This window comes from Micromonospora sp. IBHARD003 (assembly GCF_056106285.1).
Map to the genome: position 1 here is coordinate 3,398,667 of NZ_JBWBBX010000001.1, position 24,443 is coordinate 3,423,109.

The 24,443-nt window shown below is 71.5% G+C and carries 23 protein-coding genes; 11 read left to right on the forward strand and 12 right to left on the reverse strand.

Annotated features, from left to right (window positions below; all coding sequences use genetic code 11):
• Positions 1-11: 11 nt before the first annotated feature.
• From ACTWOL_RS15055 to hutI, 5 genes are all read right to left on the reverse strand, one after another.
• Complete coding sequence (locus ACTWOL_RS15055; RefSeq protein ID WP_474297205.1) at positions 12-1,940, reverse strand: hypothetical protein; 1,929 nt, start codon at positions 1,938-1,940, stop codon at positions 12-14.
• 120 nt (positions 1,941-2,060) lie between these two features.
• Positions 2,061-2,876, reverse strand: a complete 816-nt coding sequence (locus ACTWOL_RS15060) for a polysaccharide deacetylase family protein (protein ID WP_474297206.1) — start codon at positions 2,874-2,876, stop codon at positions 2,061-2,063.
• Positions 2,873-4,216, reverse strand: a complete 1,344-nt coding sequence (locus tag ACTWOL_RS15065; protein WP_474297207.1) for a glycosyltransferase family 2 protein — start codon at positions 4,214-4,216, stop codon at positions 2,873-2,875. The genes ACTWOL_RS15060 and ACTWOL_RS15065 overlap by 4 nt, the downstream gene beginning before the upstream one ends.
• 41 nt (positions 4,217-4,257) lie before the next feature.
• Positions 4,258-5,331, reverse strand: coding sequence for a GNAT family N-acetyltransferase (locus ACTWOL_RS15070; protein ID WP_474297208.1), 1,074 nt, complete (start codon positions 5,329-5,331; stop codon positions 4,258-4,260).
• Positions 5,332-5,607: 276 nt separating this feature from the next.
• Positions 5,608-6,777, reverse strand: a complete 1,170-nt coding sequence (hutI, locus tag ACTWOL_RS15075; protein WP_474297209.1) for an imidazolonepropionase — start codon at positions 6,775-6,777, stop codon at positions 5,608-5,610.
• Between the two features lie 159 nt (positions 6,778-6,936).
• Between hutI and ACTWOL_RS15080 the strand changes: the two genes are divergently transcribed.
• Complete coding sequence (locus ACTWOL_RS15080) at positions 6,937-8,271, forward strand: hypothetical protein (RefSeq protein ID WP_474297210.1); 1,335 nt, start codon at positions 6,937-6,939, stop codon at positions 8,269-8,271.
• A gap of 345 nt (positions 8,272-8,616) precedes the next feature.
• Here ACTWOL_RS15080 and ACTWOL_RS15085 read toward each other — a convergent pair whose 3' ends face one another.
• Complete coding sequence (locus ACTWOL_RS15085; protein WP_474297211.1) at positions 8,617-8,937, reverse strand: hypothetical protein; 321 nt, start codon at positions 8,935-8,937, stop codon at positions 8,617-8,619.
• Positions 8,934-9,902, reverse strand: coding sequence for a helix-turn-helix domain-containing protein (locus ACTWOL_RS15090; RefSeq protein ID WP_474297212.1), 969 nt, complete (start codon positions 9,900-9,902; stop codon positions 8,934-8,936). The genes ACTWOL_RS15085 and ACTWOL_RS15090 overlap by 4 nt, the downstream gene beginning before the upstream one ends.
• A 156-nt stretch (positions 9,903-10,058) precedes the next feature.
• Between ACTWOL_RS15090 and ACTWOL_RS15095 the strand changes: the two genes are divergently transcribed.
• The 6 genes from ACTWOL_RS15095 to tgmC all read left to right on the forward strand — a co-directional run bounded on the left by ACTWOL_RS15095 (position 10,059) and on the right by tgmC (position 13,539).
• Entirely contained in the window at positions 10,059-10,367 is a 309-nt protein-coding gene (locus tag ACTWOL_RS15095) for a hypothetical protein (protein WP_474297213.1), read from the forward strand.
• Complete coding sequence (locus ACTWOL_RS15100) at positions 10,364-10,609, forward strand: hypothetical protein (protein WP_474297214.1); 246 nt, start codon at positions 10,364-10,366, stop codon at positions 10,607-10,609. The genes ACTWOL_RS15095 and ACTWOL_RS15100 overlap by 4 nt, the downstream gene beginning before the upstream one ends.
• A complete protein-coding gene (locus ACTWOL_RS15105) occupies positions 10,606-10,833 on the forward strand; it encodes a DUF7848 domain-containing protein (RefSeq protein ID WP_474297215.1) in 228 nt (75 codons plus the stop codon). Before ACTWOL_RS15100 ends, ACTWOL_RS15105 begins: the two co-directional genes overlap by 4 nt.
• 269 nt (positions 10,834-11,102) lie before the next feature.
• Positions 11,103-11,360, forward strand: a complete 258-nt coding sequence (gene tgmA / locus ACTWOL_RS15110; RefSeq protein ID WP_474297216.1) for a putative ATP-grasp-modified RiPP — start codon at positions 11,103-11,105, stop codon at positions 11,358-11,360.
• The gene (gene tgmB / locus ACTWOL_RS15115; RefSeq protein WP_474297217.1) at positions 11,360-12,328 is read left to right on the forward strand and encodes an ATP-grasp ribosomal peptide maturase; all 969 of its coding nucleotides are present in this window, start codon (positions 11,360-11,362) and stop codon (positions 12,326-12,328) included. The genes tgmA and tgmB overlap by 1 nt, the downstream gene beginning before the upstream one ends.
• A complete protein-coding gene (gene tgmC / locus ACTWOL_RS15120) occupies positions 12,325-13,539 on the forward strand; it encodes an ATP-grasp peptide maturase system methyltransferase (RefSeq protein WP_474297218.1) in 1,215 nt (404 codons plus the stop codon). Before tgmB ends, tgmC begins: the two co-directional genes overlap by 4 nt.
• Here the strand turns inward: tgmC and ACTWOL_RS15125 are convergent.
• Entirely contained in the window at positions 13,446-14,231 is a 786-nt protein-coding gene (locus tag ACTWOL_RS15125; RefSeq protein ID WP_474297219.1) for an LbetaH domain-containing protein, read from the reverse strand. The two genes, tgmC and ACTWOL_RS15125, sit on opposite strands and share 94 nt — an antisense overlap.
• 88 nt (positions 14,232-14,319) lie before the next feature.
• Here ACTWOL_RS15125 and ACTWOL_RS15130 point away from each other — a divergent pair, with 88 nt between their 5' ends.
• Positions 14,320-15,201 carry a glycosyltransferase family 2 protein gene (locus tag ACTWOL_RS15130; protein WP_474297220.1) on the forward strand — a complete coding sequence of 294 codons (882 nt, stop codon included), beginning with the start codon at positions 14,320-14,322 and terminating at the stop codon, positions 15,199-15,201.
• Here the strand turns inward: ACTWOL_RS15130 and ACTWOL_RS15135 are convergent.
• Positions 15,198-15,365 carry a hypothetical protein gene (locus tag ACTWOL_RS15135; RefSeq protein ID WP_474297221.1) on the reverse strand — a complete coding sequence of 56 codons (168 nt, stop codon included), beginning with the start codon at positions 15,363-15,365 and terminating at the stop codon, positions 15,198-15,200. The two genes, ACTWOL_RS15130 and ACTWOL_RS15135, sit on opposite strands and share 4 nt — an antisense overlap.
• Positions 15,366-15,782: 417 nt before the next feature.
• Here ACTWOL_RS15135 and ACTWOL_RS15140 point away from each other — a divergent pair, with 417 nt between their 5' ends.
• The 3 genes from ACTWOL_RS15140 (at position 15,783) to ACTWOL_RS15150 (ending at position 19,842) form a co-directional block, all read left to right on the forward strand.
• On the forward strand, positions 15,783-17,150 hold the full coding sequence (locus ACTWOL_RS15140; protein WP_474297222.1) for a hypothetical protein: 1,368 nt from the start codon (positions 15,783-15,785) through the stop codon (positions 17,148-17,150).
• Between the two features lie 119 nt (positions 17,151-17,269).
• On the forward strand, positions 17,270-18,502 hold the full coding sequence (locus ACTWOL_RS15145; RefSeq protein WP_474297223.1) for an AAA family ATPase: 1,233 nt from the start codon (positions 17,270-17,272) through the stop codon (positions 18,500-18,502).
• A 134-nt stretch (positions 18,503-18,636) separates the two neighbouring features.
• On the forward strand, positions 18,637-19,842 hold the full coding sequence (locus ACTWOL_RS15150) for a vWA domain-containing protein (protein WP_474301168.1): 1,206 nt from the start codon (positions 18,637-18,639) through the stop codon (positions 19,840-19,842).
• A gap of 312 nt (positions 19,843-20,154) precedes the next feature.
• On the opposite strand, the gene ACTWOL_RS15155 is transcribed toward ACTWOL_RS15150, so the two are convergent.
• The 3 genes from ACTWOL_RS15155 to hutU form a co-directional block, all read right to left on the reverse strand.
• Positions 20,155-21,483: a formimidoylglutamate deiminase gene (locus ACTWOL_RS15155; RefSeq protein WP_474301169.1), complete on the reverse strand. Its 1,329-nt coding sequence runs from the start codon at positions 21,481-21,483 to the stop codon at positions 20,155-20,157.
• Positions 21,480-22,682: an allantoate amidohydrolase gene (locus ACTWOL_RS15160; RefSeq protein WP_474301170.1), complete on the reverse strand. Its 1,203-nt coding sequence runs from the start codon at positions 22,680-22,682 to the stop codon at positions 21,480-21,482. The genes ACTWOL_RS15155 and ACTWOL_RS15160 overlap by 4 nt, the downstream gene beginning before the upstream one ends.
• 98 nt (positions 22,683-22,780) lie before the next feature.
• The gene (gene hutU, locus ACTWOL_RS15165; protein WP_474297224.1) at positions 22,781-24,439 is read right to left on the reverse strand and encodes a urocanate hydratase; all 1,659 of its coding nucleotides are present in this window, start codon (positions 24,437-24,439) and stop codon (positions 22,781-22,783) included.
• Positions 24,440-24,443: the final 4 nt, after the last annotated feature.

Consider the following 24,443-nt stretch of genomic DNA (forward strand, 5'->3'; position numbering starts at 1 on the left):
CGACCTCCCTGTCACCGGGCGGGTCCCGGGGCTGCCGGGGTGTACTCGAGGACGAGGCCGTGCTCGCTCTCCTCCACGGCGCGGAAGAGCGGGGATGCTTTGAGGCGGGCCTTCAGCGTGGTGAAGCCACCGGGCGGCAGATAGCCCTCACCGGTGACCGCCTCCTCCTGGGTCGGGGTGAGGATCACGTAGGCGGGCCGTCCTTCGGGGATACCGCGGGCCAGATAGCCGGCCGGGTCCCGCAGCATCGTGAGGTTCTCGGGCACGTCCTGCTCGGTGAAGAACCAGCGCTCGAAGTGGTCGTAGCGGTGGTACGCGCCGGGGAACGACCCGGTGGTGGCGAGGATCAGCGCCCCGTCGGGTGCACGGTCGTACGCCCGCTCGGTCAGCGCGATCTCGGCGGGCGGTGCGTAGTGCATGCCTTCCTTGCCGTAGTACGAGGGCAGGAAGCCGGCCAGCAGGGCCGTGAGGGCGAGGGGCAGGATGGCCGGCGCGGCCCGGCGGGCGGCGCGGTGGGCCCTGCCGCTGCCGCCGGCCGCCGGGACGAGCGCGGCGGCGGCGAAGAACGCGGTGCCCGGCAGCCCGAACAGATAGACGCGGAAGAGCATTTCGCCGCCGTAGTCGTTGACGGCGAACATGGGCACGGGCGCGGCGGCGGCGAGCAGCAGGGGCAGGGCGCTTCGGGTGAGCCGGCGGCGCAGCAGCACCGCGGAGCCGGCCAGAAGGGCCAGCACCAGCACCATCAGGATGTTCGCGGTGCCGACCAGCTCGGGCCCGGGGCCGGTCGGTTCGCCCGCGTAGCCCGCGCGGGAGTTGGAGAGCAGATCGCCCGCCGACTCGCGCAGGGTGCCGAGCGTGTCCAGGAAGAGCACCCGGCCCATCGTGAGGTCCCAGACCACCATGATCAGGCCGGTGACGGCGAGCAGCCCCCAGTTGCGGTAGCGGCGGGTGAGGCTCAGCGCGCCCAGTGCCGCGCACAGCATCACCGGCGTGAGCTGGTGCGATGCGTTGATCGCGGCGATCAGCGGGGCGATGATCACGACGGCGACCGCCCGCTGCCGGGTCCCGGTGGGCGGCGGCACCGTGGCGGCGGCAGGGTCGAGCCTGCTCCGGTCGCGCAGCGGTCCGGCCGATCCGGGCTTCACGAAGTGCCGTACGACGACGGCGAACACGGTCAGATAGAGCAGATACGAGAAGCCCTGCGGAGAGAGGTAGTCCTGCCCCACCCAGTTGGCGAGCTGGAAGATCCACACGGCCGTCCACACCAGGCGCCAGTCGTCGCTGAAGGTGCGGTAGAGCAGCACGAGCACCGGCAGGGTGAGCACACCCAGCACGACAGGCGCCCAGTTGACGTACGAGGCCGCCGCTTCGATCCCGAAGGCCTTGACCAGGGCCGCGTTGAGGGAGAAGAAGCCCGGCCACTGGTCGTACGCGGACATGCCGCCGGACAGCTCGGCGGTGGGGTGGACGGCACCCTCGGTGAGAATGCGGGTGATCACCGCGTCGTGCTTGGACGCCCATGCGTAGCGCACGGAGTCGTAGAGCAGCGCGGGCGGCGCCTTGAGCGCGACGAGCGTGGCGAGGCAGTACGCGGCCGGCCACCAGGGTGCGGTGCCGGCGCGCCGCAGCGCGACCAGGAAGCCCGCGGTGAGCACGGCCAGCGCGGCGTAGAAGGCGGGTGGGAAGCGGTCGAGCAGACCGTAGTCCCCGATGTGGCGGAAGTCGGTGCGGGGCACGGCGTACAGCCACAGCGCCGTGGCCACCAGCAGCGGCAGCCAGCTGAACAGGGTCCCCGGGTCGGTCAGCCAGGCCGGACGCGGCCGTCTGCCCGGGGGCGCCGCGCCGGACGCGGTGCCGTTCTTCTCCGTCGTCTCACCGGTTCCGTCCGCGGGCGGCAGCACACGGCTCCCGGTGACCGCTGCGGGTACGCGTTGCTGCACGGTGCGACTCCCCCCACGGATGTGGTCGCGGCCGTCACGCCGCATGTCCCCTTCAGCGAAGTATAGGAATCTGGTGCACATTTGGGCGGCTCTCGCACATATACGCGCCAGGTTCACTGCTCACCCGGCGAATTCCGGGCCCCTCACCACCGCCCGTGCCCGCCGCCACAGCCGCCATCCCATCGTCGGAAGCGAGTCCGGGTACGGAGCGGCGGGTGCACCCGTGCCCTCCATCCAGGCCTCGATGTCGGCGACGGTGTGACCGCGCCGCAGGATCAGCCGGGCGATGCGGTACGCCTCGTCCCGCTCCGAGCTGAGCGCATGGCGTACGGCGACGGCCGACTCGTATCCGGCGGCGCGGGCGGCGCGGCGTACGGCACGGCTGTTGTAGCCGTGCGGGTAGGCCAGGTGCCGCACCTCGTGGCCGAGCGTGTCCTCGAGGACGGCCTTGGAGTGGCGCAGTTCGTCGTGCAGGCGCCGTGGCCGGAGGGTGTCCAGCTGCGGGTGGGTGACGGTGTGCCCGCCGATCTCCATGCCGTACTGCTCCAGCAGCGGCGCCTGGGCCAGCGTCATCATCGGGGCGGGCGGCAGCAGGCTGCGCAGACCGGGGGTGATGGCGCCGGTGGTGAGGTAGGCGGTGGCGGGCAGTTCGCGGGCGGCGAGCGCCTCCGCCGTGGGTCCCGGCAGATCGGCGAAGCCGTCGTCGAAGGTGATCAGCACGGGGCGGGGCGGCAGCGCCCCCTTGCCGCACAGCCGGTCGCACAGGGCGCTGATCGTCACCGGCGTCCGTCCGCTGGCCTGGATCGCGTCGAGCTGGGCGGCGAAGTCCCGTGGTGTGACGGTGAATTCGGCGATCCAGCCGGGAGGGTCGTCCATCACCGCGTGGTAGAGCAGCACGGGAATACGGGCGGACGCCGGCGCCCCGCCGCCGCTCATCGCGCCTCTCCGGTCGCCCACGGGAGGGGCATGCCGCGCACCCGCCGGCGGGCTCTGGCGTAGCCGACCGGGCCGAGCAGCATGCCGCGGCGCTCCAGCCTGGACAGTTCCCGGGGCCAGGGGTACCGCTGGGCGCCGTGCTCCCCCGGGACGCCGTCCTGTCCCTCGTCCTGTCCCCCGTCCCGCCGGGCCGTCATCGCCCGGGCATGGGCGAGGCCGCGGGGCAGCCGGGCGAGCAGCGCCGGGAGCAGGGCGGGCCGGCGGGCGATCACGGCGGTGAGATAGGCCGTGAGCCCGGCGCCATAGCCGTACGCCTGGTTGCGCAGGTCCTGCGGGGTCTCCCGGTGGTGGTGCCAGACCAGGGCGTCCGGGGTGTAATGCAGCCGGTGGCCGGCGGCGAGGATCCGCACGAAGGCGTAGAGGTCGTCTCCGCCGCGGGCGGGGGTGCCGGTGCCGGTGGCCGGGTCGAAGCCGCCGATACCGCGCAGTGCGCGGGCGCGGAAGGCCATGTTGGCGCCCGATCCGAAACGTCCCGCGGTGAACGGGAACAGTGGTTCGCCGGCCGGCGGGCGCGCCGGGTCGTAGGTGCGCGCGGTGAATCCCTTGGCGAAGCCCCCGTGGCTTTCGAGGAGGATCTGGGCGGGCGTGGTGAGCCGAGCCGGGAGGATCAGCCCGGTCGCACAGCCGATGCGGTCATCGTCGGCGAACGGCGCGCTGAGTGCGGTGAGCCAGTGGGGGTCGGCGATGACGTCGTCGTCCGTGAAGGCGAGGACGGCCCCGTCGGCGGTGGCGACGCCCCGGTTGTGCGCGGCGGCGAGACCCGGCACGGGTTCGCGGACGTAGCGGACACGGCCGGCGTACGCGCGGGTGACGAGATCCCGGGTGGCCTCGGTGACCGGTGCGTTGTCGACGACGACGATCTCGAAGTCCGGGTGGTCCTGGGCGAGCAGTGAGTCGAGGGCGCCCGCGAGTTGCCCGGGGCGCTCACGGGTGGCGACGACCACGCTGGTGCGCGGCGGGTCGCCGCCGGGCGGTCGCGGGGGCGGGACCGGTGTTCCACCGAGCCGCCGACGGGCGAGGGCCGCGAGGGCGGTGGCCGGGTCGGCGCCTTCGGGGACGCTCCCGGTGAGGGTGGCGACGGGCCGGCCCCTCAGACGTACGAGCACGAACACCTCACCGGCGACCGGGGGCGGCGACCCCGGGCCCGGCCGCAGTGCGAGTCCGGCGCTGCCGGCCGGTCTGTCCTGTCCGCCGGAGCCGTCGGAGCCCTCGCCGTGGCCGTCGTGGCCGTCGTGGCTTTCGTCGAGCGTGTCGAGATCGAGTTCGGCGACCTGGAGCATGTACGTCCCCCCGGTACTGCTGTGGTGTGTGGGCGCGCCGGTCAGTTGCCCCGCAGCCGGCCGATCTGCTTCAGCGTCCGCTGCGCGTACCGGGCGAGGCGTGGCCGGTCGCGTACGTAGCCGTGGGCGCGGCGGACGGGCTCGCGGCCCAGCCGGTGCAGCGCGGCCCTGGCTCCCGGCCGCGCCGACGAGCCTTCGTGGACACGGAGTTCGCCGGTCTTGAGGGAGTCCTTGTACTCGGCGGCGCCCCGGCCCAGGTCGAGCATGCCGATGCCTTCGGCGGAGGCTGCCTCGGCCATCCGCAGATGCAGGATCAGTCCCGGCGAGTACCTGGCGAACTCGGTGTCGTACGCGGGGAACCAGCAGGACAGTACGGTGCGTGAACGCAGCCCGAAGTGGGCGGCGACGGGCCGGTCCGCCGCGTACAGCACCGACAGCACCCCGGAGCAGCCGGGGGTACGGGTGCCGTGGAGCCGCCGCACGAGGGCGCTGATCCAGTCCTGGGCGAAGCGGTCACGGCGGCCCGTCCTGCGGTACTGCGCGGACTTCCACTCCATGAGGGTGCGCAGCGCTGCCGGATCGCGCTCGTCGAAGACGAACCGCACCGTGTCACCGGTCTGCCGGCCGAGCTTGCGCTCCTTGGCGGTGGTCGTCCGGTGGAACTTGGGTGCCCGCCGCCGCAGATGCTCCTCGTAGGCGGCGTACCCCTCGCCGACGTCGATCACCGGCGAGCCGAACTCCCCGGTGCTGTCCGGGAGGAAGAGCGTCTGCCCGGCCTCGAGGTTGTCGAACTCCCATGTGGACAGCGAGCAGGCCCGCAGCAGTTCGCGCACCGGCAGCCGCAGCCCCGGCCGCAGCACGGCGCCCTGGCAGTCGGAGACTCCGAGGCCGATGGCCCGGCCGTGTCCGAGTGGGCCTTTCTCGTACGGAAAGAATCCGGCCGGGATCCCGTCCTCCTCGATGACCGCGACCCGCGCCCCCGGTCGCACACCGGCGACGGCGAGGGTGAACTCCGGTTCCATGAAGGCATTGGCGGGCGCTTCGGACTTGGCGCGCAGTTCGCGCCACGCCTCGCGCTCGCCCTCGTCCAGCTCCCCGGGCGTGATGACACGCATGCGCAGACCGCTCAACTCGACCCCCCGGTCTCCCCCTGAGCTTCCCCGGACAGGACGGTACCGGCCGAAAACGCCGCGCAACAGAGAGCGATGGTCAAGCTGTGACCAACCCGGGAAGACCTGTTGAGTCCTGTGAAAGACGGGACGAACGGGTCTCCGGTCCGGCGTCGGTCAGCCCGGGGCCCGGCAGTACGGCGCGTCCGGGCCCGTGCGGAGCCGAACCAGGCTGTGTACGCGATGTTCCCCGGCGGCGACCCTTTGTGAACTCCAGAGCGGTCAGACGACCTGAACGCCCCGGCGCCACACCTCGCCGACCAGCGGAACGCCCGGCCGGTACGCCAGGTGCACATGCGACGGGGCGTCGAGCAGGGCGAGATCGGCGCGGGCACCCGGGGCGAGGCGGCCGATGTCGCTGCGGCGCAGGGCGGCCGCGCCGCCTGCCGTGGCCGACCAGAGGGCTTCGTCCGGGGTCATGCCCATGTCGCGTACGGCGAGGGCGATACAGAACGGCACGGAGGACGTGAAGGACGACCCCGGGTTGCAGTCGGTGGAGAGCGCCACGGTCACGCCCGCGTCGATGAGCCGGCGGGCGTTCGGCCACTCGGCACGCGTGGAGAACTCGGCACCGGGAAGCAGGGTCGCCACGGTCTCGCCGTTCGCCAGCGCGTCCACGTCCGCGTCCGTGAGGTGGGTGCAGTGGTCGGCGGACGCGGCGCCGAGCTCGACGGCGAGCTGGACGCCGGGGCCGTAGGTCAGCTGGTTGGCGTGGACACGCGGGGCGAGGCCCTTCGCCATGCCCGCGGTCAGCACCGCACGTGCCTGGTCCCCGTCGAAGGCGCCCTTCTCGCAGAACACGTCCACCCAGCGGGCGTGCGGCGCGCAGGCGTCGAGCATCTCGCCGGTGACGAGGGCGACGTAGGCCGCGGGGTCGTCGGCGTAGTCCGGAGACACCACATGGGCGCCGAGGTAGGTGACCTCTTCGGTGTGCCGCGCCGCGATCCGCAGCGCCCGCTCCTCGTCGTGGGTGGTGAGCCCGTAACCCGACTTGGTCTCGAAGGTCGTGGTCCCCTGCCGGAGTGCCTCGCCCAGGTAGCGGGTGAGATTGGCTTCCAGCTCCGCGTCGCTCGCGGCCCGGGTGGCCGCGACGGTGGTGCGGATCCCGCCCGCGGAGTAGGCCCGGCCGGACATGCGGGCGTTGAACTCCTGGGTGCGGTCGCCCGCGAACACGAGGTGCGAGTGGGAGTCGACGAACCCGGGGATCACGGCCCTGCCGCCCGCGTCGTACGCCTCGTCGGCGCTCGGGGCGCCGGCTGCGGGTCCGGCCCAGGCGACGGTGTCACCGTCGAGGACCAGGGCGGCGTTCTCGATCAGCCCGAGGGGGCCGTTGCCGACGGCGGGGTCGTTGGTGACGAGGGCGCCGATATTGGTGATCACGGTGCTGGCCATGGTTACTCTCCGCAGGGTTTCCGTCCGGGCTCCGTCCCCTACGGCCAGGGGCAGACCTCGACGGCTCCCATGCTTCCACAGGGCCCCGGGGACCCAGCCCACCACCCTCCCGCCCTCCGCCCTCCCGCCCCAGCTCAGGGCGAATGTAGGGTCGGGCGCATGCCGAAGGAGCGATCAGCGGGACGTATGCAACGGGCCCTGCGCTGGTCGCGCCGGGTCATCGCCTGTGCCGTCAGCCTCTGCGCACTGGTGGGAGTGGTGCGCCTCATCGCACCCGCCACCGCCGGTCCGGACGGTGAACCGGCCGGTGTCCAGCGCCAGTTGGCGTTCATACGCACCGCTCTGGACGACGGAGCCGGCGACGAGGCGCAGCAGCTCTTCCCCGAGGGGTACTTCTTCCTGCACGCGCTGTACGGCCTGAGCTGGGTCGAGACCGGTATGCGCAGGCCGGAGGGCGAGCGGGCCGAGGCGTTGCGGGAGGCGCGCTGGGCACTGGAGAAGCTCGACTCCCCGTCGGGCCGCGCCCCCTTCAGCGCGCAGCTCGTCCCGTCGTACGGCGTCTTCTACCGGGGCTGGTCCAACTGGCTGCGCGGCGGCGTCCTCGGTCTGCAGTCGGCCGGGCACCGCGATCCGGCCGAGGTACGCCGGTTCACGGAGGACTCGCAGGCACTCGGCGCGGCGTTCGACGCCTCGAAGTCGCCGTACCTTACGGCGTACCCCGGCCAGGCGTGGCCGGTGGACTCCACGGTGGCGATGGCCTCGCTGCGGCTGCACGACCGGCTCCTTCCGCCCCGGTTCGCGGGGACGGCCGACCGCTGGCTCCGCGGGGTACGCGAACGGCTCGACCCGCGCACCGGACTGCTCCCGCACCGGGTCGACGCCGCCACCGGCGCCCCGGCCGAGGTGGCCAGGGCCACCTCGCAGAGCATGATCCAGCGCTTCCTGGTCGACATCGACCCGGCCTTCGCGAAGCAGCAGTACACCCGCTTCCGCGACCGGTACGTCGCCACCCCGCTGGGCCTCGGCCCCGCGGTGCGCGAGTACCCGGACGGCATGGACGGCCCGGCCGACGTCGACTCCGGCCCGCTCCCCCTGGGCGTGAGCCTGTCGGCATCCGTGGTCACCGCGGGCGCGGCCCAGGTCCACGGCGACGCCCCGCTCGCCGAGGGGCTGACGAACCTCAGCGAGCTGCTGGGCATGCCGGTGGACACCCCCTGGACCAAGCGGTACGCCTTCGGCCTGGTGCCGATAGGAGACGCGTTCCTGGCCTGGTCGAAGACGGCCCGCCCCTGGGTGACCGAGGACGCTCCGTCCCCGCCGCCCGCGAGCCTGTCGTGGTGGTGGCGGCTGCCGCTGCTGGTGATGCTGGCCGTCGTGGGCGTGGCGCCGTGGGTGCGGGCGCTGGCGCGCCGTTACCGGGGTCGGCGCGCTTCGGATGCTTTGGACGCGTACGACAGGGAGCCGGACCGGGCGGCGGAGCCGCAGCCGGGCTGAGGACCGCAGGGACTTGGGGGCACGGCAGGATGCCGGGACAGCCGGACGGTCTGTTCCTGGGCCGTCGGTCTTCCCAGCCTGTACGGCCCTGACCGAAGCCCGGAAACCCAGGCATCGGTGCTCCAGGAGCCGGTGCCGCAGGAGCCGGGGTCTCGGTGTGGGCCCCGCGGGCTCACCAGGGCCCGCAGGGTGCCTTCTGCGATGTCGTCCACGTTCACCATGCTCGCGGCGTCCTGTGCGGTGTATCGCAAGGCGGAGGATCGGCCTTGTACTGGATGTACTCGGGTGCTTCGACAACGCAGCGAGAGGCCGTGCAGGGCACCGCGAGCCGGTGAACCTATCCGGTCACAGCACTAGGTCGGCCGGGTTCGTGAAGCGTGCGTGGGTGAGGTCGGCGACGTCGGAGCGTAGGTACTGCACGACGGCGCTCCGCCCGTGCTGGCCGCCTTGTCGCTCGTCGATGGAGGTGTATGCCTCCAGCATCATGCGGACCGTGGCTACGTCGGATGACCCGGCGCGGCGGCCCATCGCGGTGCCTGTGAGGCGGTCTTGTGCCTCTGCTGCCTGGGGGAAGCCCAGAGGCAGGGCAGCGGCTGCCACGCTGTACGCAGCTCCGGTGAGGATCTTGCGGCGGTTGATGTCGGCCTCCCCGATACTTCGTCTCACGCTGCCTCGTGAGCCCTACGCAGTGCGTCTTTGTGCTCCCAGGACCAGGGTGCGTCCCGTAGGTCGTCCGGCAATCCAGCGAGTCCCGCTGTCAGATGGTCTGTCGCGTCACGGTAGCGCCCCAGTGCGAGGGTGCACAGGCCCATATTCAGGCGGTTGAATGCGGGGGTTAGCCAGTAGGCGGTTTCCGGGGGCGGCAGGGCAGCCGCCTTTTCCGTTAGCGCTTCGGCTTCATCGACTATCCGCAGCGCAGTGTCAATCTCGCCCAGTTCTGCCATTCCGGCAGCCGCTTGCAAATGGTCCCCGATGCGCTGAGCGGGGTGCGCCCCTGGTGTTTGTGCTGCGGCAGCGAACCAACGGGCGATGCCTTGGGGGCGTCCCTGTTGGCGAGCAATGTAGCCCTTGAAGTTGAGTGCCTGTGCCGCGAGGGCGCCGTTGCCGATCTCGTCCGCGAGTTCTAAAGCGTCGTTGAGGAGTCTTACGGCTTCCGTGTCTTTCCGGACCTGGGCGAGCATCCATCCCGAGAACTGGACGAATTCTGATGCGACTTCCGCGAGGCTGTCACGGTAAGGGCCACGGGCACCCTTGAGCATGCGCGTAACTTCCCTCATCTGCACCATGGTTGCCGGGATCACCGATTCCGGCTTTACGGAGTCGTCGAGGCGCCTATAGGCCGAGAGTACGCCGGCCAAGGCGTCGACTGTTCCTGAGTCCAGCCGGGAGGGCTGAGCGGCTGATTTGGCTACTCGACACTGGTCTTCTTCATTGAGCAGTGTTGCCGCTAAGGCCCCTTGCGCCTCGACCAGTTCGTCTAGCGCATCGGCGAGGTTCGCCGACGGGTTTTGCTTCCCGTTGAGGACGCGGGACAGATACGACACGTCGTAATTCATGGCGCGCGCGGCAGCCTTCATTGAATAGCCACTGCCCTGAAGGGCCCTGCGGGCGAGATCAGCAAAGTCACTCATCGTGAACCTCTGGGGGTTGACTGGTTGTGATTCCAGAGTAGTCAACGCGGGTCAACTCCCGCGTGGCCTTTGGAAGCGGAAGCGTGGTCAGGCGCAAGAACCCCCGCACCGCTGGAACGGCCGGGGGCGTGGCCGACGCTTCGAAGGAGCGACGACGTGACAGACCTTATCCACCGTGCACCCGGTTGGGTGGCAGCAATCCTGATCGGGCGGACGCCCGGCAGGCACAGGGCCCAGGTGCCCCAGGCCGCTACCCAGACGCCGGCCCCGCCCTCTCGCGATGTCTGGGGCGCGCGGCTGGTCGCGGCCCGCAGGGTCCGCGCGGAGCGTGCCCCGGTCGTGACGGTCCTGCCGGAGCCCCGCGCGCAGTGGTTCCCGCCTGCCCCGTGGGAACGACCCATGCCGCTGGTCCGGCCATATGTGCTCGCGACGCTGGGCAAGGAATGCCAGGGCCCGCAGTCGTGAGCGCCCAGGAGAGCACCCAGGCGCCGGAAGTCGGCACCCTCGCCCGGGACGTCACGAGTGACCGCGTGGGCATCGTGATGGCCTGCACGCGCGTGAACGTGTGGCTACGCCCGGAAGGTGGCGGACGGGAATGGACCACGCCGGTTGAGCACGTCGAACCCGTAGCCGAGAGCGCCCAGGCCATCAAGAAGCTCCGCACCAAGCTGACCTACGTAGATCGCCGTAGCAGGGAGACGCTGTGACCCGGTCCGTCATCCGATTCGTGAACCACACCATCCGGCACCTGCCGGACGGAGGAACCACGTTCGAGGCGTTCTGCACCGCACCCGACTGCGGACAGGACTCTGGCCCGCACGACAACCAGGAAGCGTCACAGGACTGGACCCTGCGCCATACCGGCCGCACTGGCCATGACGTCTTCCGCCGCGTAGTCACCGACCACGCGCGCGTAACACGCGACGCATAGCGCCCCAACACGACGAGCACCAGACCCGATGGCTGCCGTTCCGGGCAAAGGGCAGCACTGGCGCCGCGAGCGCCCCACAGAACGCCCGTGCCGGTGTGCTCCCCGTTCGCCCGGCACGGGCTGCGCCCCTCAACCGCCTCCCGTCCTTGCGTGGTTGAGGGGCGCTGCACCAACGGCGACGCCCGGGGCCCTCTTCCCTCCGAGGAGAGGCCGGGTAAAGATCGACGCCGCTCGTGAGACCGCTCAACCTGACCAGATAGGAGCACGACATGACCGTCCGCCTGGAGAACCCGACCATCCGCCCCTGGGGTGTCGGCCGACTCGCGCCGTACCCGACCACCACCCTCCGCCCGCACGCCACAGTCACCATCGACCCCGTCACCCAGACCGGCGTGTACCGCGACCGCAACGGCTTAGTCGTGGAGATGGGCAAGCATGGCACCAGCTCAGGAACCGAGACCTCCACCACCACCAACAGCGACAGTGCACCCGACCAGGGCCACGACCAGGACAGCAACCAGGACTGATGACCGTGACCGAGGAGAGGCCGGTACTCGTGGCCACCGAGGCAGACGACGTCACCGCCGACATGGTGATCACCTGCCTCAATCGGCGCAGTGTGCCGGTGGTCCGCTTCAACCCCGCCGACATCGGCGACGGACTGACGGTCTCGGCTCGGTTCGGAACCTGCCCGGCCACTGCGGTGGCCGGGCAGTTCCGTACCCCGTCCCGGACCATCAACCTGGCCCACGTGCGGGCGGTGTACTGGCGCCGCCCCTTCTGGCCCACCTTCAAGCACCTGGCCCCGAACGACGCCCAGTTCGCCGCAGCCCAGACCCGCTACGGACTCGGCGGCACCCTCTACGCACTCGACCGCCCCCTGTGGGTCAACCACCCTTTACGCAACGCCGCCGCCGACTACAAGCCCGCTCAACTCGCCCTCGCCCAGCGACTCGGACTCACGGTGCCACCGACCCTGGTCACCAACGACCCGCACGCCGCACGGGAATTCATCACCTCCCACAAACAGGTGATCTACAAGACCCTGCGGTGGACCCCATACGAGCGGGACGGCATCCCGGTCACAGGGTGGGCTGACCCGGTCACCGCCGACGAGATCGACGACACCATCCGCATCACCCCACACCTGTTCCAGGCCACCGTCGACAAGTCCGCCGACATTCGCGTCCTGGTCGTCGACCGGCAGGTATTCGCCGTCCGTATCGACTCAGACCTCTTGGACTGGCGCAAGGACTACTCGGCGATCACCTACAGCGTGGTAGACCTGCCAGACCGGATGCCTCAAACGCTCCTCGCCTACCTGGAGCACTTCGGCCTTGTCTCCGGGTCCTTCGACCTCGCCATCGATCGCGTCGGCGAACCCGTCTGGCTGGAGCTGAACCCGAACGGCCAATGGGGCTGGCTGGAGGAGAACACGGAACTCCCCATGTCCGCCGCGTTCGCCGACCTGCTCACCCAAGGAGGAACCCCGTGACCATCGACACCGCCGCGCACCGGCGCGCCCTCGCCGACCGGCTACAGCAGGGAGGCGTCCTCAGATCCCCGCAGTGGCGGGCCGCGGTCGAAGCCGTACCACGCGAGCTGTTCCTCAACCCCGGTGTCTTCCTCCCCGTCGACGGCGGCCGATGGCGACCGGTCACCTCCGTCGGAGCCGACCCCGCAGAGTGGGCGGAGATCGCCTACCAGGACCAGTCCCTCACCACACAGCTCGATGGCCACCTCACCGCCGACCAGACCAGCGAACCCGTCACCGGGTCGCCCACGTCCTCCTCCACCACGCCCGTGACCGTGGTCGGCATGATCGAGCACCTGGACGTGGACGACGGGAACACCGTGCTGGAGATCGGCACCGGCACCGGATACTCATCCGCGCTGATGTGTCACCGCCTCGGCGAGGACAACGTCACCACCGTGGAAGTCGACCCCGCGGTAGCGGCCCGTGCGGATGCCGCCCTCGAGACCGCAGGGTTCTCAACGTGGACCGTGACCGGTGACGGTCTCCTCGGCCACCCGCGCCGCGCACCGTATGACCGGGTGATCGTCACCTGCGCCGTGCGCCGCATCCCCTACACCTGGATTCGGCAGACTCAGCCGGGCGGGAACGTCCTGTCCACCGTCGGCGGCACCTGGGGGTACGGCACCGGCCTCGCAAAGGTCACCGTGAACGAGGACGGCACCGCTGAGGGACGGATCATCGGACGTTCCTCGTTCATGCAGGCCCGATCCCAGGCCGCCGCACCGGTGGCCGGCGACCTGTCCGCCCGCACCGCCTACGCCGACAGCGAGCGCGACGCGAAGATGTCGCCCAGGGTGCTGGAGGAATGGATGCCTGCCTTCCTTGCCCAACTCACCGCACCTGGTGCCCAACTCACCCGCGCCACGGCGTCCGACGGCACACGGCTCCTGTATCTCTTCGACCCTGACCGCGAGTCCTTCGCCGAGTTCACCGAGGCCGGATCAGCCTGGACCGTCCGCCAAGGCGGCCCCGTCAGCCTCTGGGACAACATCGAGGAGACGCTGACGGCATGGCAGGAGACCGGAAGCCCCGACATCACCGCCGTACGACTCCACATCACCGACCGAGCACACACTTACTGGATCGGCGGCCAGAAGATCACCGACAACGGACGCGACCGCTGGTTCGGAGACAAGTCCTCATTGCGGTGGGTACACCCCGTCGTATGACCGTGCGCCCTTGCGACGGCGCCTGCCCCGGACGTTGGTTTCTGTGGTGTGTGGGGCGACGACGGTGCAGTCTTCGGGATGGCGAGGGTGACGCCGCTGGTGACCTGGCAGCGGCGGCCGATGGCGACGCCGGGGCCGATGCTGATGTTGTTGCCGGTCTGGGTGTCGTCGCCGATGACGGCCCCGAACCGGGTCGTTCCGCAGCGGTAGAGACCGAGGCCGGTACGGATGATGACCTCGCGGTCGGGCTTGCGCATGTCGGTGGTCATGTTGATGGCGGCCACGGTGACGCTCGCCGAGAGGTGGACTCGGGCCCCGATGATCGTCCGGTTCACACCGATCCGGTGCCCCAGGACGGCGTCCTCTCCCACAAATGCTGCGGTGACCTCGCAGTTGAAGCCGACTTGGGCCCTTGCGCACAGGAAGCTGCCCTTGCGGATGGTGGTGAACTCGTGGACTTTGACGTCCGGGCCGATGATCACATCGTCTCCGCTGATCGCCGTGGGGTGGATGTATGCGCTCGGGTGGATGCGCTGGTCTTCCCCGAGCATGGTGAGGGCCTCGCGCTGGAGGCCGGGCCACTGGGCCAGGAAGTCGGCCAGGCCGAACTTCTCCAGGTCTCCGTACACCGTCGTGGCGATGGCCCCGGCGATAGGAGGGGTGACGTAGTCGCCAAGGATGATCCGGTCCAATTGTGTCGGCCCTTCTGATGAGTGCGGCAGCAGGTTTTCGCCGGGATACGCTCGCCGTTCGCCTGATGCCGGCTTGAGGGAAGTGGTGATGGATGTGACCAGGCCGCGTGTGGGTGTTGCCGTGCTGACCATGGGCGACCGGATGCCCGAGCTGCTGGCTCTGCTCAAGTCGGTGGCCAAGCAGGACGAGCCCGCCGCCCGCGTCGTCGTCGTCGGCAACGGGACGGCCCTCGCGGGGCTGCCGGAAGGCGTGATCGCGGTGGAACTGGACGAGAACCTGGGGGTGTCCGGTGGCCGCAACGTCGCCTGGCGGCGGCTGCGCGAGTTCGGTGATGTGGACGTGCTCGTGGACCTGGACGACGACGGGTTGCTGACCGAGGCGGACGTGTTCCGGCGGATCGCAGACCTGTATGAGGCGGATCCCCATCTGGGCATCGTGAGCTTTCGGATCGCGGACGAGACCGGTGCCACCCAGCAGCGTCATGTGCCCCGCCTGCGGGCCAAGGATCCGATGCGGCGGGGACTGGTGACGACGTTCCTGGGTGGCGGTCACGCGCTGTCGATGCCGATGCTGGAGCAGACCGGCGGCTGGCCGGACGCGTTCTTCTTCACGCACGAGGAGACCGACCTTGCGTGGCGGGCGATCGACCGGGGCTGGGACGTTCTCTACGAGCCGCAGCTCGTTCTCCAGCACCCGAAGACCTCGCCGGCCCGGCACGCGGTCTACTACCGGATGACGGCCCGGAACAGGGTCTGGCTTGCCAAGCGGCATCTGCCCGCCCTTCTCGTGCCGGTCTACTTGGGCGTGTGGGTGGTGCTGACCCTGGCCCGTACGAAGTCCCTGGCTGGGCTGCGGGCCTGGCTCGGAGGGTTCGCGGAGGGCATCCGGACCAGCGGAGGCCCGCGGCGCCCCATCAGGTGGCGGACGGTATGGCGAATGTCCAAGCTGGGCCGACCGCCGGTCGTCTAGGCCGCCGAGGTCTCCCGCAGCCAGCCCGGGGCAGCAGCCGGAGTGTTCCTCAGCCACTTGACGTAGCGGGAGACACCTTGGGCAACGGTGACCTTCGGCTTCCAGCCCAGGACGTTCTCCATCCGGCGGACGGCCGCGTACCCGATGTCTTCCACGTGCACCATGTCCCGCACCTGGCGGCCGCCCCCGTGACGGGGCCCTGTCCACGTGGGGCGAGTTCATCGACTGTGCCGAGGGCGTCCAGTCCGTGAAGATCAGCGACGCCCTGACGGATATGCGCGTCCGGCTGTCACGCCACAGCAAGGCGCCAGGGGTCGGCGAGCTGGACGGCCGGGCGGCTGTCCTCCTGGGCGACGCGTGAGCCGGGACACCAGGGGTTCGACGGCGAGGACATCACGATCGCCGACTGGACCATCTCCACCGACGGCCTGCCGCGCTACAGCTGAACCCCCGCGGCTGACCGGCGGGCCGCTGCCGCCCAAAAGAGACTGACAGATCACCATCGGGGTGGTTACGATGCCGCCGATGAAGAACTCCTCCTCGTTCGGATTGGGGGAATCGTTCGCCGCAGGTGAGTGCTGATGGCACATCACTTCGCGAGCGAGATTCCGTCCCGACTGCTGATGTGGCAGCGCGTGCGCGAGTACGCCGTGCCACCGTCCATGATCGAGACCGCGACCGCACGGCGTGCGGTCGGCGACTGGGCGGGGGCCTGTGCCGCTGCCCGGATCGATGCCGATCTCGATCTGCGCGCCGTGGGAAACCGCCACGGCACCGATCTCGTCACCCGCCTCCGTGCGGATCTGCGCCGGCTCGCGCCGGATCTGCTGCGCTGGCACATGCCCCGGAGCGCCCCTGACGGGCTGCTCCGTCCCGGACTCACCGTCGCTCTGGCCCGTTACCGGCATGCGGGCATCCCGCCGTTGCAGTTGGTGGTACGAACGCCGCCGGCCTGGGCGAATGCCGGACAGCGGATGTCGCTGGCGTTGTGGGACGGGTCCGACGGCTCCGGACACCATCCGCACCCGCATCCCGACCGGCGTTTCCGGCTCGACCTGCACCGGCATCTCTGGGATGCCGGTGCGAGCGGGGAGCTGGCGCTGCGCTGTGCATCCTCGGACGACGCCCCCTGGGCGGTGGCACGTTGGGCCGCCGAAGCCGAGTTGTTGCTGCGGGCCGAGAGGCGATGCCCTCGTGGGGTGTTCGCCGTGCGGCTAGGGGCGCGGAGCAGTGCCGTGTACGAGCTCGTCGCGCCCGACGACAGCCATGTGCCGGCACTGCGCGAGGTGCGGACGCCACAGGACGTCGCCCTGCTTCCGGTGCTGCCGGAGGCGGCGGCCCGGGTCCTTCCGGATCTCGAGCTGCTGAATGCCGGGCTGGTCGCGGCCGGGCGGCTGCATCCGCTCGTCGCCGCGGCGCTGGCACCGTATGGAGCGGTGGCGCCGGTGGTCGGTACGGAGGCCGGGTCCGCTGATCCGCACCGGGTTGAGTGCCGGGGTCAGGTCCACCGGATCGCGCTGCGGGACGGGGTGCTGACGGCGGTCGACCACGACCCGGCCCAACTGCGCCGTGAGGAACTGCTGGTGGCGTTCGGCGGGCCGCCGCTGCCCTGTCTGCGGGCGATCGACGCGGTGCACCGCAGCCCGGAAGCGCTCCCCGCGGTGCGGGAACGGCTGGACCATGGCGATGTGGCCGGGGCCCTGACCGTGGTCGAAGGGCTGCTCGGGTCAGGTGCGGTGCTGCGTGACGGGCCGCTCCGGGATGCCCTGGAGACGGCCGTGGAACGGCGTATCGACCACGGACTGTTCCGCTCGGGGCTGGTCGCGGTGCACCCTGCCGCCGCCGCGGGGGCGTCACAGCGCCGCACGCGCCCTGAACACCGTTTGCCGAGTGCCATGCGGCACAAGCGCGCCAACCGGACCCGACCCCGTATCGCCCTGTTCGCCTGACTTCCTCGCGCCGGCTTCCCCACTTCGACGAAGTTCGCTTCCTCCGAAGTTCGCTCCCCCGAAGTTCCCTTTTCTCCCCGTTCGTTGCTGCGCGTTCCGCGCCCTCTGCTGCCCAGGTGATGCCCATGACCGCCCGTCTCTCCCTCGCCAACGACCTCCTCGCCCTCCTTCGTACGACCACCACCGAGCCCCGCCCCGACGAACAGCTCGAAGCGCTCACCCTGGCCGTCTCGGCCGATCTGCCCGTGCTGCTGTGGGGCGAGCCGGGCATCGGCAAGACCGCGGCCCTGACCCAGCTCGCCGACTCCCTCGGCCTGCCGCTGACGACCGTGATCGCCAGCGTCCACGAGCCGTCCGACTTCTCCGGGCTGCCGATCGTGGGCGACGACCCGGCGGTGCAAGGTGTGCCGATGGCACCGCCGCAGTGGGCCGTGGAGCTCGTACGGGCCGGGCGGGGGCTGCTCTTCCTGGACGAGCTCTCCACCGCCACCCCGGCCGTCCAGGCCGCGCTGCTCCGGGTCGTGCTGGAGCGGAGGGTCGGGACGCTGCAACTCCCGCCGGGGGTGAGGATCGTGGCCGCGGCCAATCCGCGTGCGTCGGCGGCGGACGGCTGGGAGCTGAGCCCGCCGCTGGCCAACCGGTTCGTGCATCTGCACTGGGTGCACGACCGGGAGGTGGTGGTACGCGGTCTTGGCGGGGTCTGGCCCCGGGCGGAGCTGCCCCGGCTGGTGCCGGAGCGGCTGCCGGAGGCGGTGGCGTTCGCCCGGCGCGCGGTCTGCGGCTTCCTCGAAGCGCGGCCCACACTCATCCACCGGCTGCCGAGCACCGAGACACGGCGCGGCGGTGCCTGGCCCTCACCGCGGAGCTGGGAGGCCGCGTTGACCCTGCTGGCCTTCGGCACGGCGGCGTCCGTGTCCCGGGATGTGCTGGCGTTGCTGGTGCGGGGCGCGGTGGGGGACGGGCCCGGGCTCGAACTCCTCGCCCATCTGGACCGGATGGACCTGCTGGACCCGGAGTCGCTGCTGGCCGATCCGGCCGCTGCCGAACTGCCCGTTCGGGGTGATCTGCGTCAGGCGGCCCTGGAAGCGGTGGTGGCGGCCGTCGGGGCGCGGCCGGAGCGGGAGCGCTGGGAGGCAGGCTGGGCGGTGCTGGTCCGGGCCCTGGAGACCGGCGCCCCGGACCTGCTGGTCGCCCCGGCGACGGTGCTGGCCTCACTGCGGCGCGACGACTGGGACGTACCGGGGTCGGTGGAGCGGCTGGCCGGGGTGATCGGTCTCGCCAAGCGTGCGGACCGGTCGGTGGAGAAGGCCACCCCAGCGACGACCGCACTTACGGCGGGGGCACGCCGATGACGGGGGCCGCAGTGAAGCGCCCGGTGCCGCGCCCGATGTCCCGGCCCGCGCCACCGCGTCCGGTGCGGGCCACCGTGCCGGCCAATCCGGCCGTCGCGAGCGAGCCGGCGGACGGGCCCGTACTCCGGCTGGACATGGACAAGTTGCTGGCCGCCCGGCTGCACGCGGTGAAGGTACGTCCCTATCTGGCCGCCGCACTCTTCGCGCTGCATGTGGTCGAGGACCGGTCGGTGCCGACGATGGCGGTGGACGCGTACTGGCGCTGCTACGTCTCCCCCGCTTTCGTGGCGCGCATGCCGGTGGAGGAACTGGCGGGCGTCTGGGTGCACGAGGTCTCCCATCTGCTCCGGGACCACCACGGGCGCGGCGAGCGGTATGCGCGGGAGCACGGGGAGCGCGGGCCGGGCGAGAGACTGCGGCGGAACATCGCCGCCGACTTCGAGATCAACGACGACATCTACGGTGACGGTCTGCCCCTGCCGGCCGGGACGGTGCTGCCGTCGCTGCTGCGGCTGTCCAGCGGGCTGCTGATGGAGGAGTACCTGCGGACGGCGTCGATGGCCGGACTCGCCGCGGATCTGGCCTGGCTTGACTGCGGCAGTGGCGCCGACGGACAGGAGCGGCCATGGGAGCTGGGGCCCGACGGGGCGCACGGGCTGACCAGGCAGCAGCGGGACGCAGTCCGCTTCCGGGTCGCAGAGGGGATCAGGGGCAAACCGGGCGACGCGCCGGACGGGTGGCGCCGGTGGGCGGACGAGGCGTTCCATCCGCCGCAGCCGTGGCGGGAGTTGCTGGGGGCGGCTGTCCGCTCGGCGGCGGGCGGTGCGGGTGCGGGCGAGAACCACAGCTACCGCCGTCCGTCCCGGCGCTCGGCAAGTGTCCCCGGGGTGCTGCTGCCGAGCCTGCGCCGCACACCGCCCCGGGTCTGTGTGGTGATCGACACCTCCGGGTCGGTGAGCGACGCCGAGCTGGGCAGCGCGCTGCTGGAAGTGGCCGCGATCTCGCGGGCGGTGGGCGGGCGGCGTGACCTGGTCTCGGTGATCTCCTGCGACGCGGCGGCCGGGGTCGCCGTTCCGCTCTGCCGCGCCGAGAACATCGAGCTGATCGGCGGCGGCGGGACGGATCTGCGTTCCGGCTTCGCGCGGGCGCTCCGTTCCCTGCCGCGCCCGGACGTGATCGTCGCCCTGACGGACGGCCAGACCCCGTGGCCCTCCGCGCAGCCGTCCTGCCGCACCGTCGTCGGTCTCTTCCCCCGCCCCTCCCGGGGCATGGACGAGGACGACCCCGACTACGTCCCGGACAGCCCACCGCCCTGGGCGCGTGTCGTCGCGATCGGCTGAGCAGGCGGGCGCGGCGGTGACCGTCGAATCAGATCGCCGTGAGATCCCGCGAGATCGCCGCTTTCCGCTCGTCGTCATCCGCCACAGAAAACGGTGAACCGTTTCGGCCAAGCTCCCGTTAGGAAGGAATGCCGGGCAGTTGGATCCCCCGCCGCTGCCCGGCATCCTCTACGAGGCCCTGTGCCCACTGTCCGTCGCACCGGGCTTGCGGCGGATGCCGGGCCACCGGCGCGCCGCACTCAGCGTGCCGGGCCGGCTGCCCCGGGACCGTCAGGCCCACACCGTGGGAACGGTGCCTTCAGGCCCGCACCCTCAGCCCCGCAGCGCCCCGATCGCCTCCGCCAGCGCCGCCGGCACATCCGGCACCAGGGTGTGGACCCCGTCGCGGACCACCTGGCGGCCCGCCACGACGGTGTGCCGGACGTCCGACGCGGTCGCCGCGAAGACCGCGGTCTCCGCACCGAGCCTGGGCACCGGGCCCGCCGTGCGCACCGAGTCGAGGGCGATGGTGGTGAAGTCGGCGAGGGCGCCCGCTTCCAGGCTTCCCGCGCCGTCCCAGCCGAGGGCCGCGTGCCCGTCGGACGTGGCGGCGCGCAGCAGGGCCGCCGCCGTCCAGTGGCCGCGGGTGCGCGAGCGCAGGCGCTCGTTGAGCTCCATCGCGCGAGCCTCTTCCAGCAGGTCGATGACCGCGTGGCTGTCGCTGCCCAGTGACAGCGGGGAGCCGGCCTTGCCGAGGGCGACCGCGGGTCCGATGCCGTCGGCCAGGTCCCGTTCGGTCGTCGGGCACATACAGGTGCCGGTACCGCTCGAGCCGAGCAGGCTGATGTCCTCGTCCGTCAGATGGGTGTTGTGGACGCCCGTCGTGCGCGGGCCGAGCACACCGTGGTCGGCGAGCAGCCGGGTCGGGGTGCAGCCGTGCGCGGCGAGGCAGGCGTCGTTCTCGGCCGTCTGCTCGGACAGATGGACATGGAGGGGTGCGTTACGGGCGCCGGCCCAGGCGGCGACCGTCGACAGCTGCGCGGCGGGTACGGCCCGCACCGAGTGGATCGCCGCGCCGATGCGGACCAGTTCGCCGTCCTTGAGCTGCGAGACCCGCTCGGCCCAGGCGTCGGCCGTACCGTCGGAGAAGCGCTGCTGGTGCTGGTTCGGGGCCTGTCCGAAGCCGGACGACAGATACGCGGTGTCGAGCAGGGTGATCCGGATTCCCGCCTCGGCCGCCGCGGCGATCAGGGCCTCGCCCATCGCGTTCGGGTCGGCGTAGGGGGTGCCGCCGGGGGCGTGGTGCACATAGTGGAACTCGCCGACGGACGTGATCCCGGCGAGCGCCATCTCCGCGTACACGGCGCGTGCCAGCGCGTGGTACGACTCGGGCGTCAGCCGTGAGGCGACCTGGTACATGAACTCGCGCCAGGTCCAGAAGGTCCCCGAGCCGACCTGCACCAGTCCGCGCAGGGCGCGGTGGAAGGCGTGCGAGTGGGCGTTCGCGAGGCCGGGGAGGGTCAGGCCGCGCAGGGTGACGGCGCCCTGTTCCGGGGTGTCCGCGCCGGTCCGTACGGCGGTGATCCGGCCGTCGGACACGTCCAGGGCCACGCCCGGCTCGACGTGCGTGCCGAGCCAGGCGTGTTCCAGCCAGTACGTCACCTGCACGCGAGACCCTCCAGTACGTCGGCGAGTGCGAGGACCCCGGCGACGCAGTCGTCCTCGGCCGCGAATTCGGCCGGGGAGTGCGAGACGCCCGTCGGGTTCCGTACGAACAGCATGGCGGTCGGGATGCTTCCGGACAGGATTCCGGCGTCGTGTCCCGCGCCCGTGCCGAGCTGCGGGGCCCGGCCGCCGAGCAGGGTGCCGATCTCGTCCCGCAGGGCGTGGCCGAACTCCACGACCGGGGTGAACGACTCGCGGACGACGGCGAGATCCACGCCGTCGCGCTGGGCGCGGTCCTTCGCGGCCTGCTCGATGGCGGCGACGACCGTGTCGAGGGTGGCCTGGTCGGCGGCGCGGGAGTCGAGCCAGCCCCGGACGAGGGAGGGGATGGCGTTGACGCCGTTGGGTTCGACGGAGACCTTGCCGAAGGTGGCTACGGCGCCCGCGAGTTCCGCCTCGCGGCGGGCGGCGAGGACGGTCTCGGCGTAGCTGAGCATCGGGTCGCGGCGGTCGGCGAGCCGGGTGGTGCCGGCGTGGTTGGCCTCGCCGCGGAAGTCGAAGCGCCAGCGGCCGTGCGGCCAGATGGCGCTCGCGATGCCGACGGCGTCCCCGGTCAGGTCCAGCGCGCGGCCCTGCTCGACATGGAGCTCGACGAACGCGCCGATGCGGGCGAGGCGTTCGGGGTCGGGGCCGATGGCGTCCGGGTCGTATCCGGCCGCCTCCATGGCCTCGGGCAGGGTGATGCCGTCGGCGTCGCGGAGCTTGTACGCCTGTTCTTTCGTCAGCTGTCCGGCGGCGAGCCGGGAGCCGACGCAGGCGAGCCCGAAGCGGGCGCCTTCCTCGTCGCCGAAGTTGGTGATGGCGAAGGGCTTGGTGAACTCCGCTCCCCGGCGCCGCAGTTCGTCGAACGCGGCGAAGGCGGAGACCACGCCGAGGGGGCCGTCGAAGGCGCCGCCGTCGGGGACCGAGTCCAGATGGGAGCCGGTGACGACGGCGTCCGCCGCCCCCTGCCCCTGGCGGGGGGCACCGAACCAGGCCCACTGGTTGCCGTTGCGGTCGGTCTCGTAGGTGAGTCCGCGTGCCTCGGCCTGCTCCTGGAACCAGGTCCGGCAGTCGGCGTCGGCGCCCGTCCAGGCGTAGCGGCGGTAGCCGCGGGTGTCCCGGTCGCGTCCGATGGGTGCGAGCTGGGCCCACATCTCGTGGAAGGAGGCGGCGGTGGGACCACTGCCCGCCGCCTGCCCGGCAGCGGGCCCGCCGGCCGCCGCCGGTCCTGCGGCCGGATCGCCGGAGGCGGTCACGAGTCCTCCCGCATCGGGACGCGCACGCCCTTGTCCTCGGCGACGGATTCCGCGATGTCGTATCCGGCGTCGACATGGCGGATGACGCCCATGCCGGGGTCGTTGGTGAGCACCCGGCGGATCTTCTCGCCGCCGAGCTTGGTGCCGTCGGCGACGGTGACCTGGCCGGCGTGGATGGAGCGGCCCATGCCGACGCCGCCGCCGTGGTGGATGGACACCCAGGAGGCGCCGGACGCCACGTTGACCATGGCGTTCAGCAGCGGCCAGTCGGCGATGGCGTCCGAGCCGTCGAGCATGGCCTCGGTCTCGCGGTAGGGGGAGGCCACGGAGCCGCAGTCCAGGTGGTCGCGGCCGATGGCGAGCGGGGCCTGCAGCTCGCCGCTCGCGACCATGTCGTTGAAGAGCTCGCCGGCGCGGTCCCGCTCGCCGTAGCCGAGCCAGCAGATACGGGCCGGCAGGCCCTGGAAGTGGACGCGCTCGCCGGCCATCTTGATCCAGCGGGCCAGGGACTCGTTCTCCGGGAAGAGGTCGAGGAGCGCCTTGTCGGTCTTGGCGATGTCGGAGGCCTCACCCGAGAGGGCGGCCCAGCGGAAGGGGCCCTTGCCCTCGCAGAACAGCGGCCGGATGTAGGCGGGGACGAAGCCGGGGAAGGCGAAGGCGCGGTCGTATCCGGCCAGTTGGGCCTCACCGCGGATGGAGTTGCCGTAGTCGAAGACCTCGGCGCCTGCGTCCATGAAGCCGACCATGGCCTCGACGTGCCTGGCCATCGACTCGCGGGCGCGGGTGGTGAAGCCCGCCGGGTCCTTGGCCGCGTACGACGCCATGTCGTCGAAGTCGACGCCGGCCGGCAGGTAGGCCAGCGGGTCGTGGGCGCTGGTCTGGTCGGTGACGATGTCGATCGGGGCGTTCATCGCGAGCAGCTGCGGCACGAGCTCCGCGGCGTTGCCGAGCACGCCGATGGACAGCGGGCGGCGGGCGTCACGGGCCTCGGTGGCCAGCTGGAGGGCGTGGTCGAGGGAGTCGGCCCTGACGTCCAGGTAGCGGTGCTCGATACGGCGCTCGATGGCGCGCGGGTCGCAGTCGATGCAGATGGCGACGCCGTCGTTCATGGTGACGGCGAGCGGCTGGGCGCCGCCCATGCCGCCGAGGCCGGCGGTGAGGGTGATGGTTCCGGCGAGGGTGCCGTTGAACGTCTTCGCCGCGACGGCCGCGAAGGTCTCGTAGGTGCCCTGGAGGATGCCCTGGGTGCCGATGTAGATCCAGGATCCGGCCGTCATCTGGCCGTACATGGTGAGGCCGAGGGCCTCCAGGCGGCGGAACTCCTCCCAGTTGGCCCAGTCGCCGACCAGGTTGGAGTTGGCGATGAGCACGCGCGGCGCCCACTCGTGGGTCTGCATCACGCCGACCGGGCGGCCGGACTGGACGAGCATGGTCTCGTCCTGCTTGAGCGTCTTCAGGGTGCGCACCATGGCGTCGAAGGAGCGCCAGTCGCGGGCGGCCTTGCCGGTGCCGCCGTAGACGACGAGCTTGTCGGGGTGCTCGGCGACCTCGGGGTCGAGGTTGTTCTGGAGCATGCGCAGCGCGGCTTCCTGCTGCCACCCGAGGGTGTTCAGTTCGGTACCACGCGGTGCCCTTACGGGGCGGGGTCCAGACATGCCG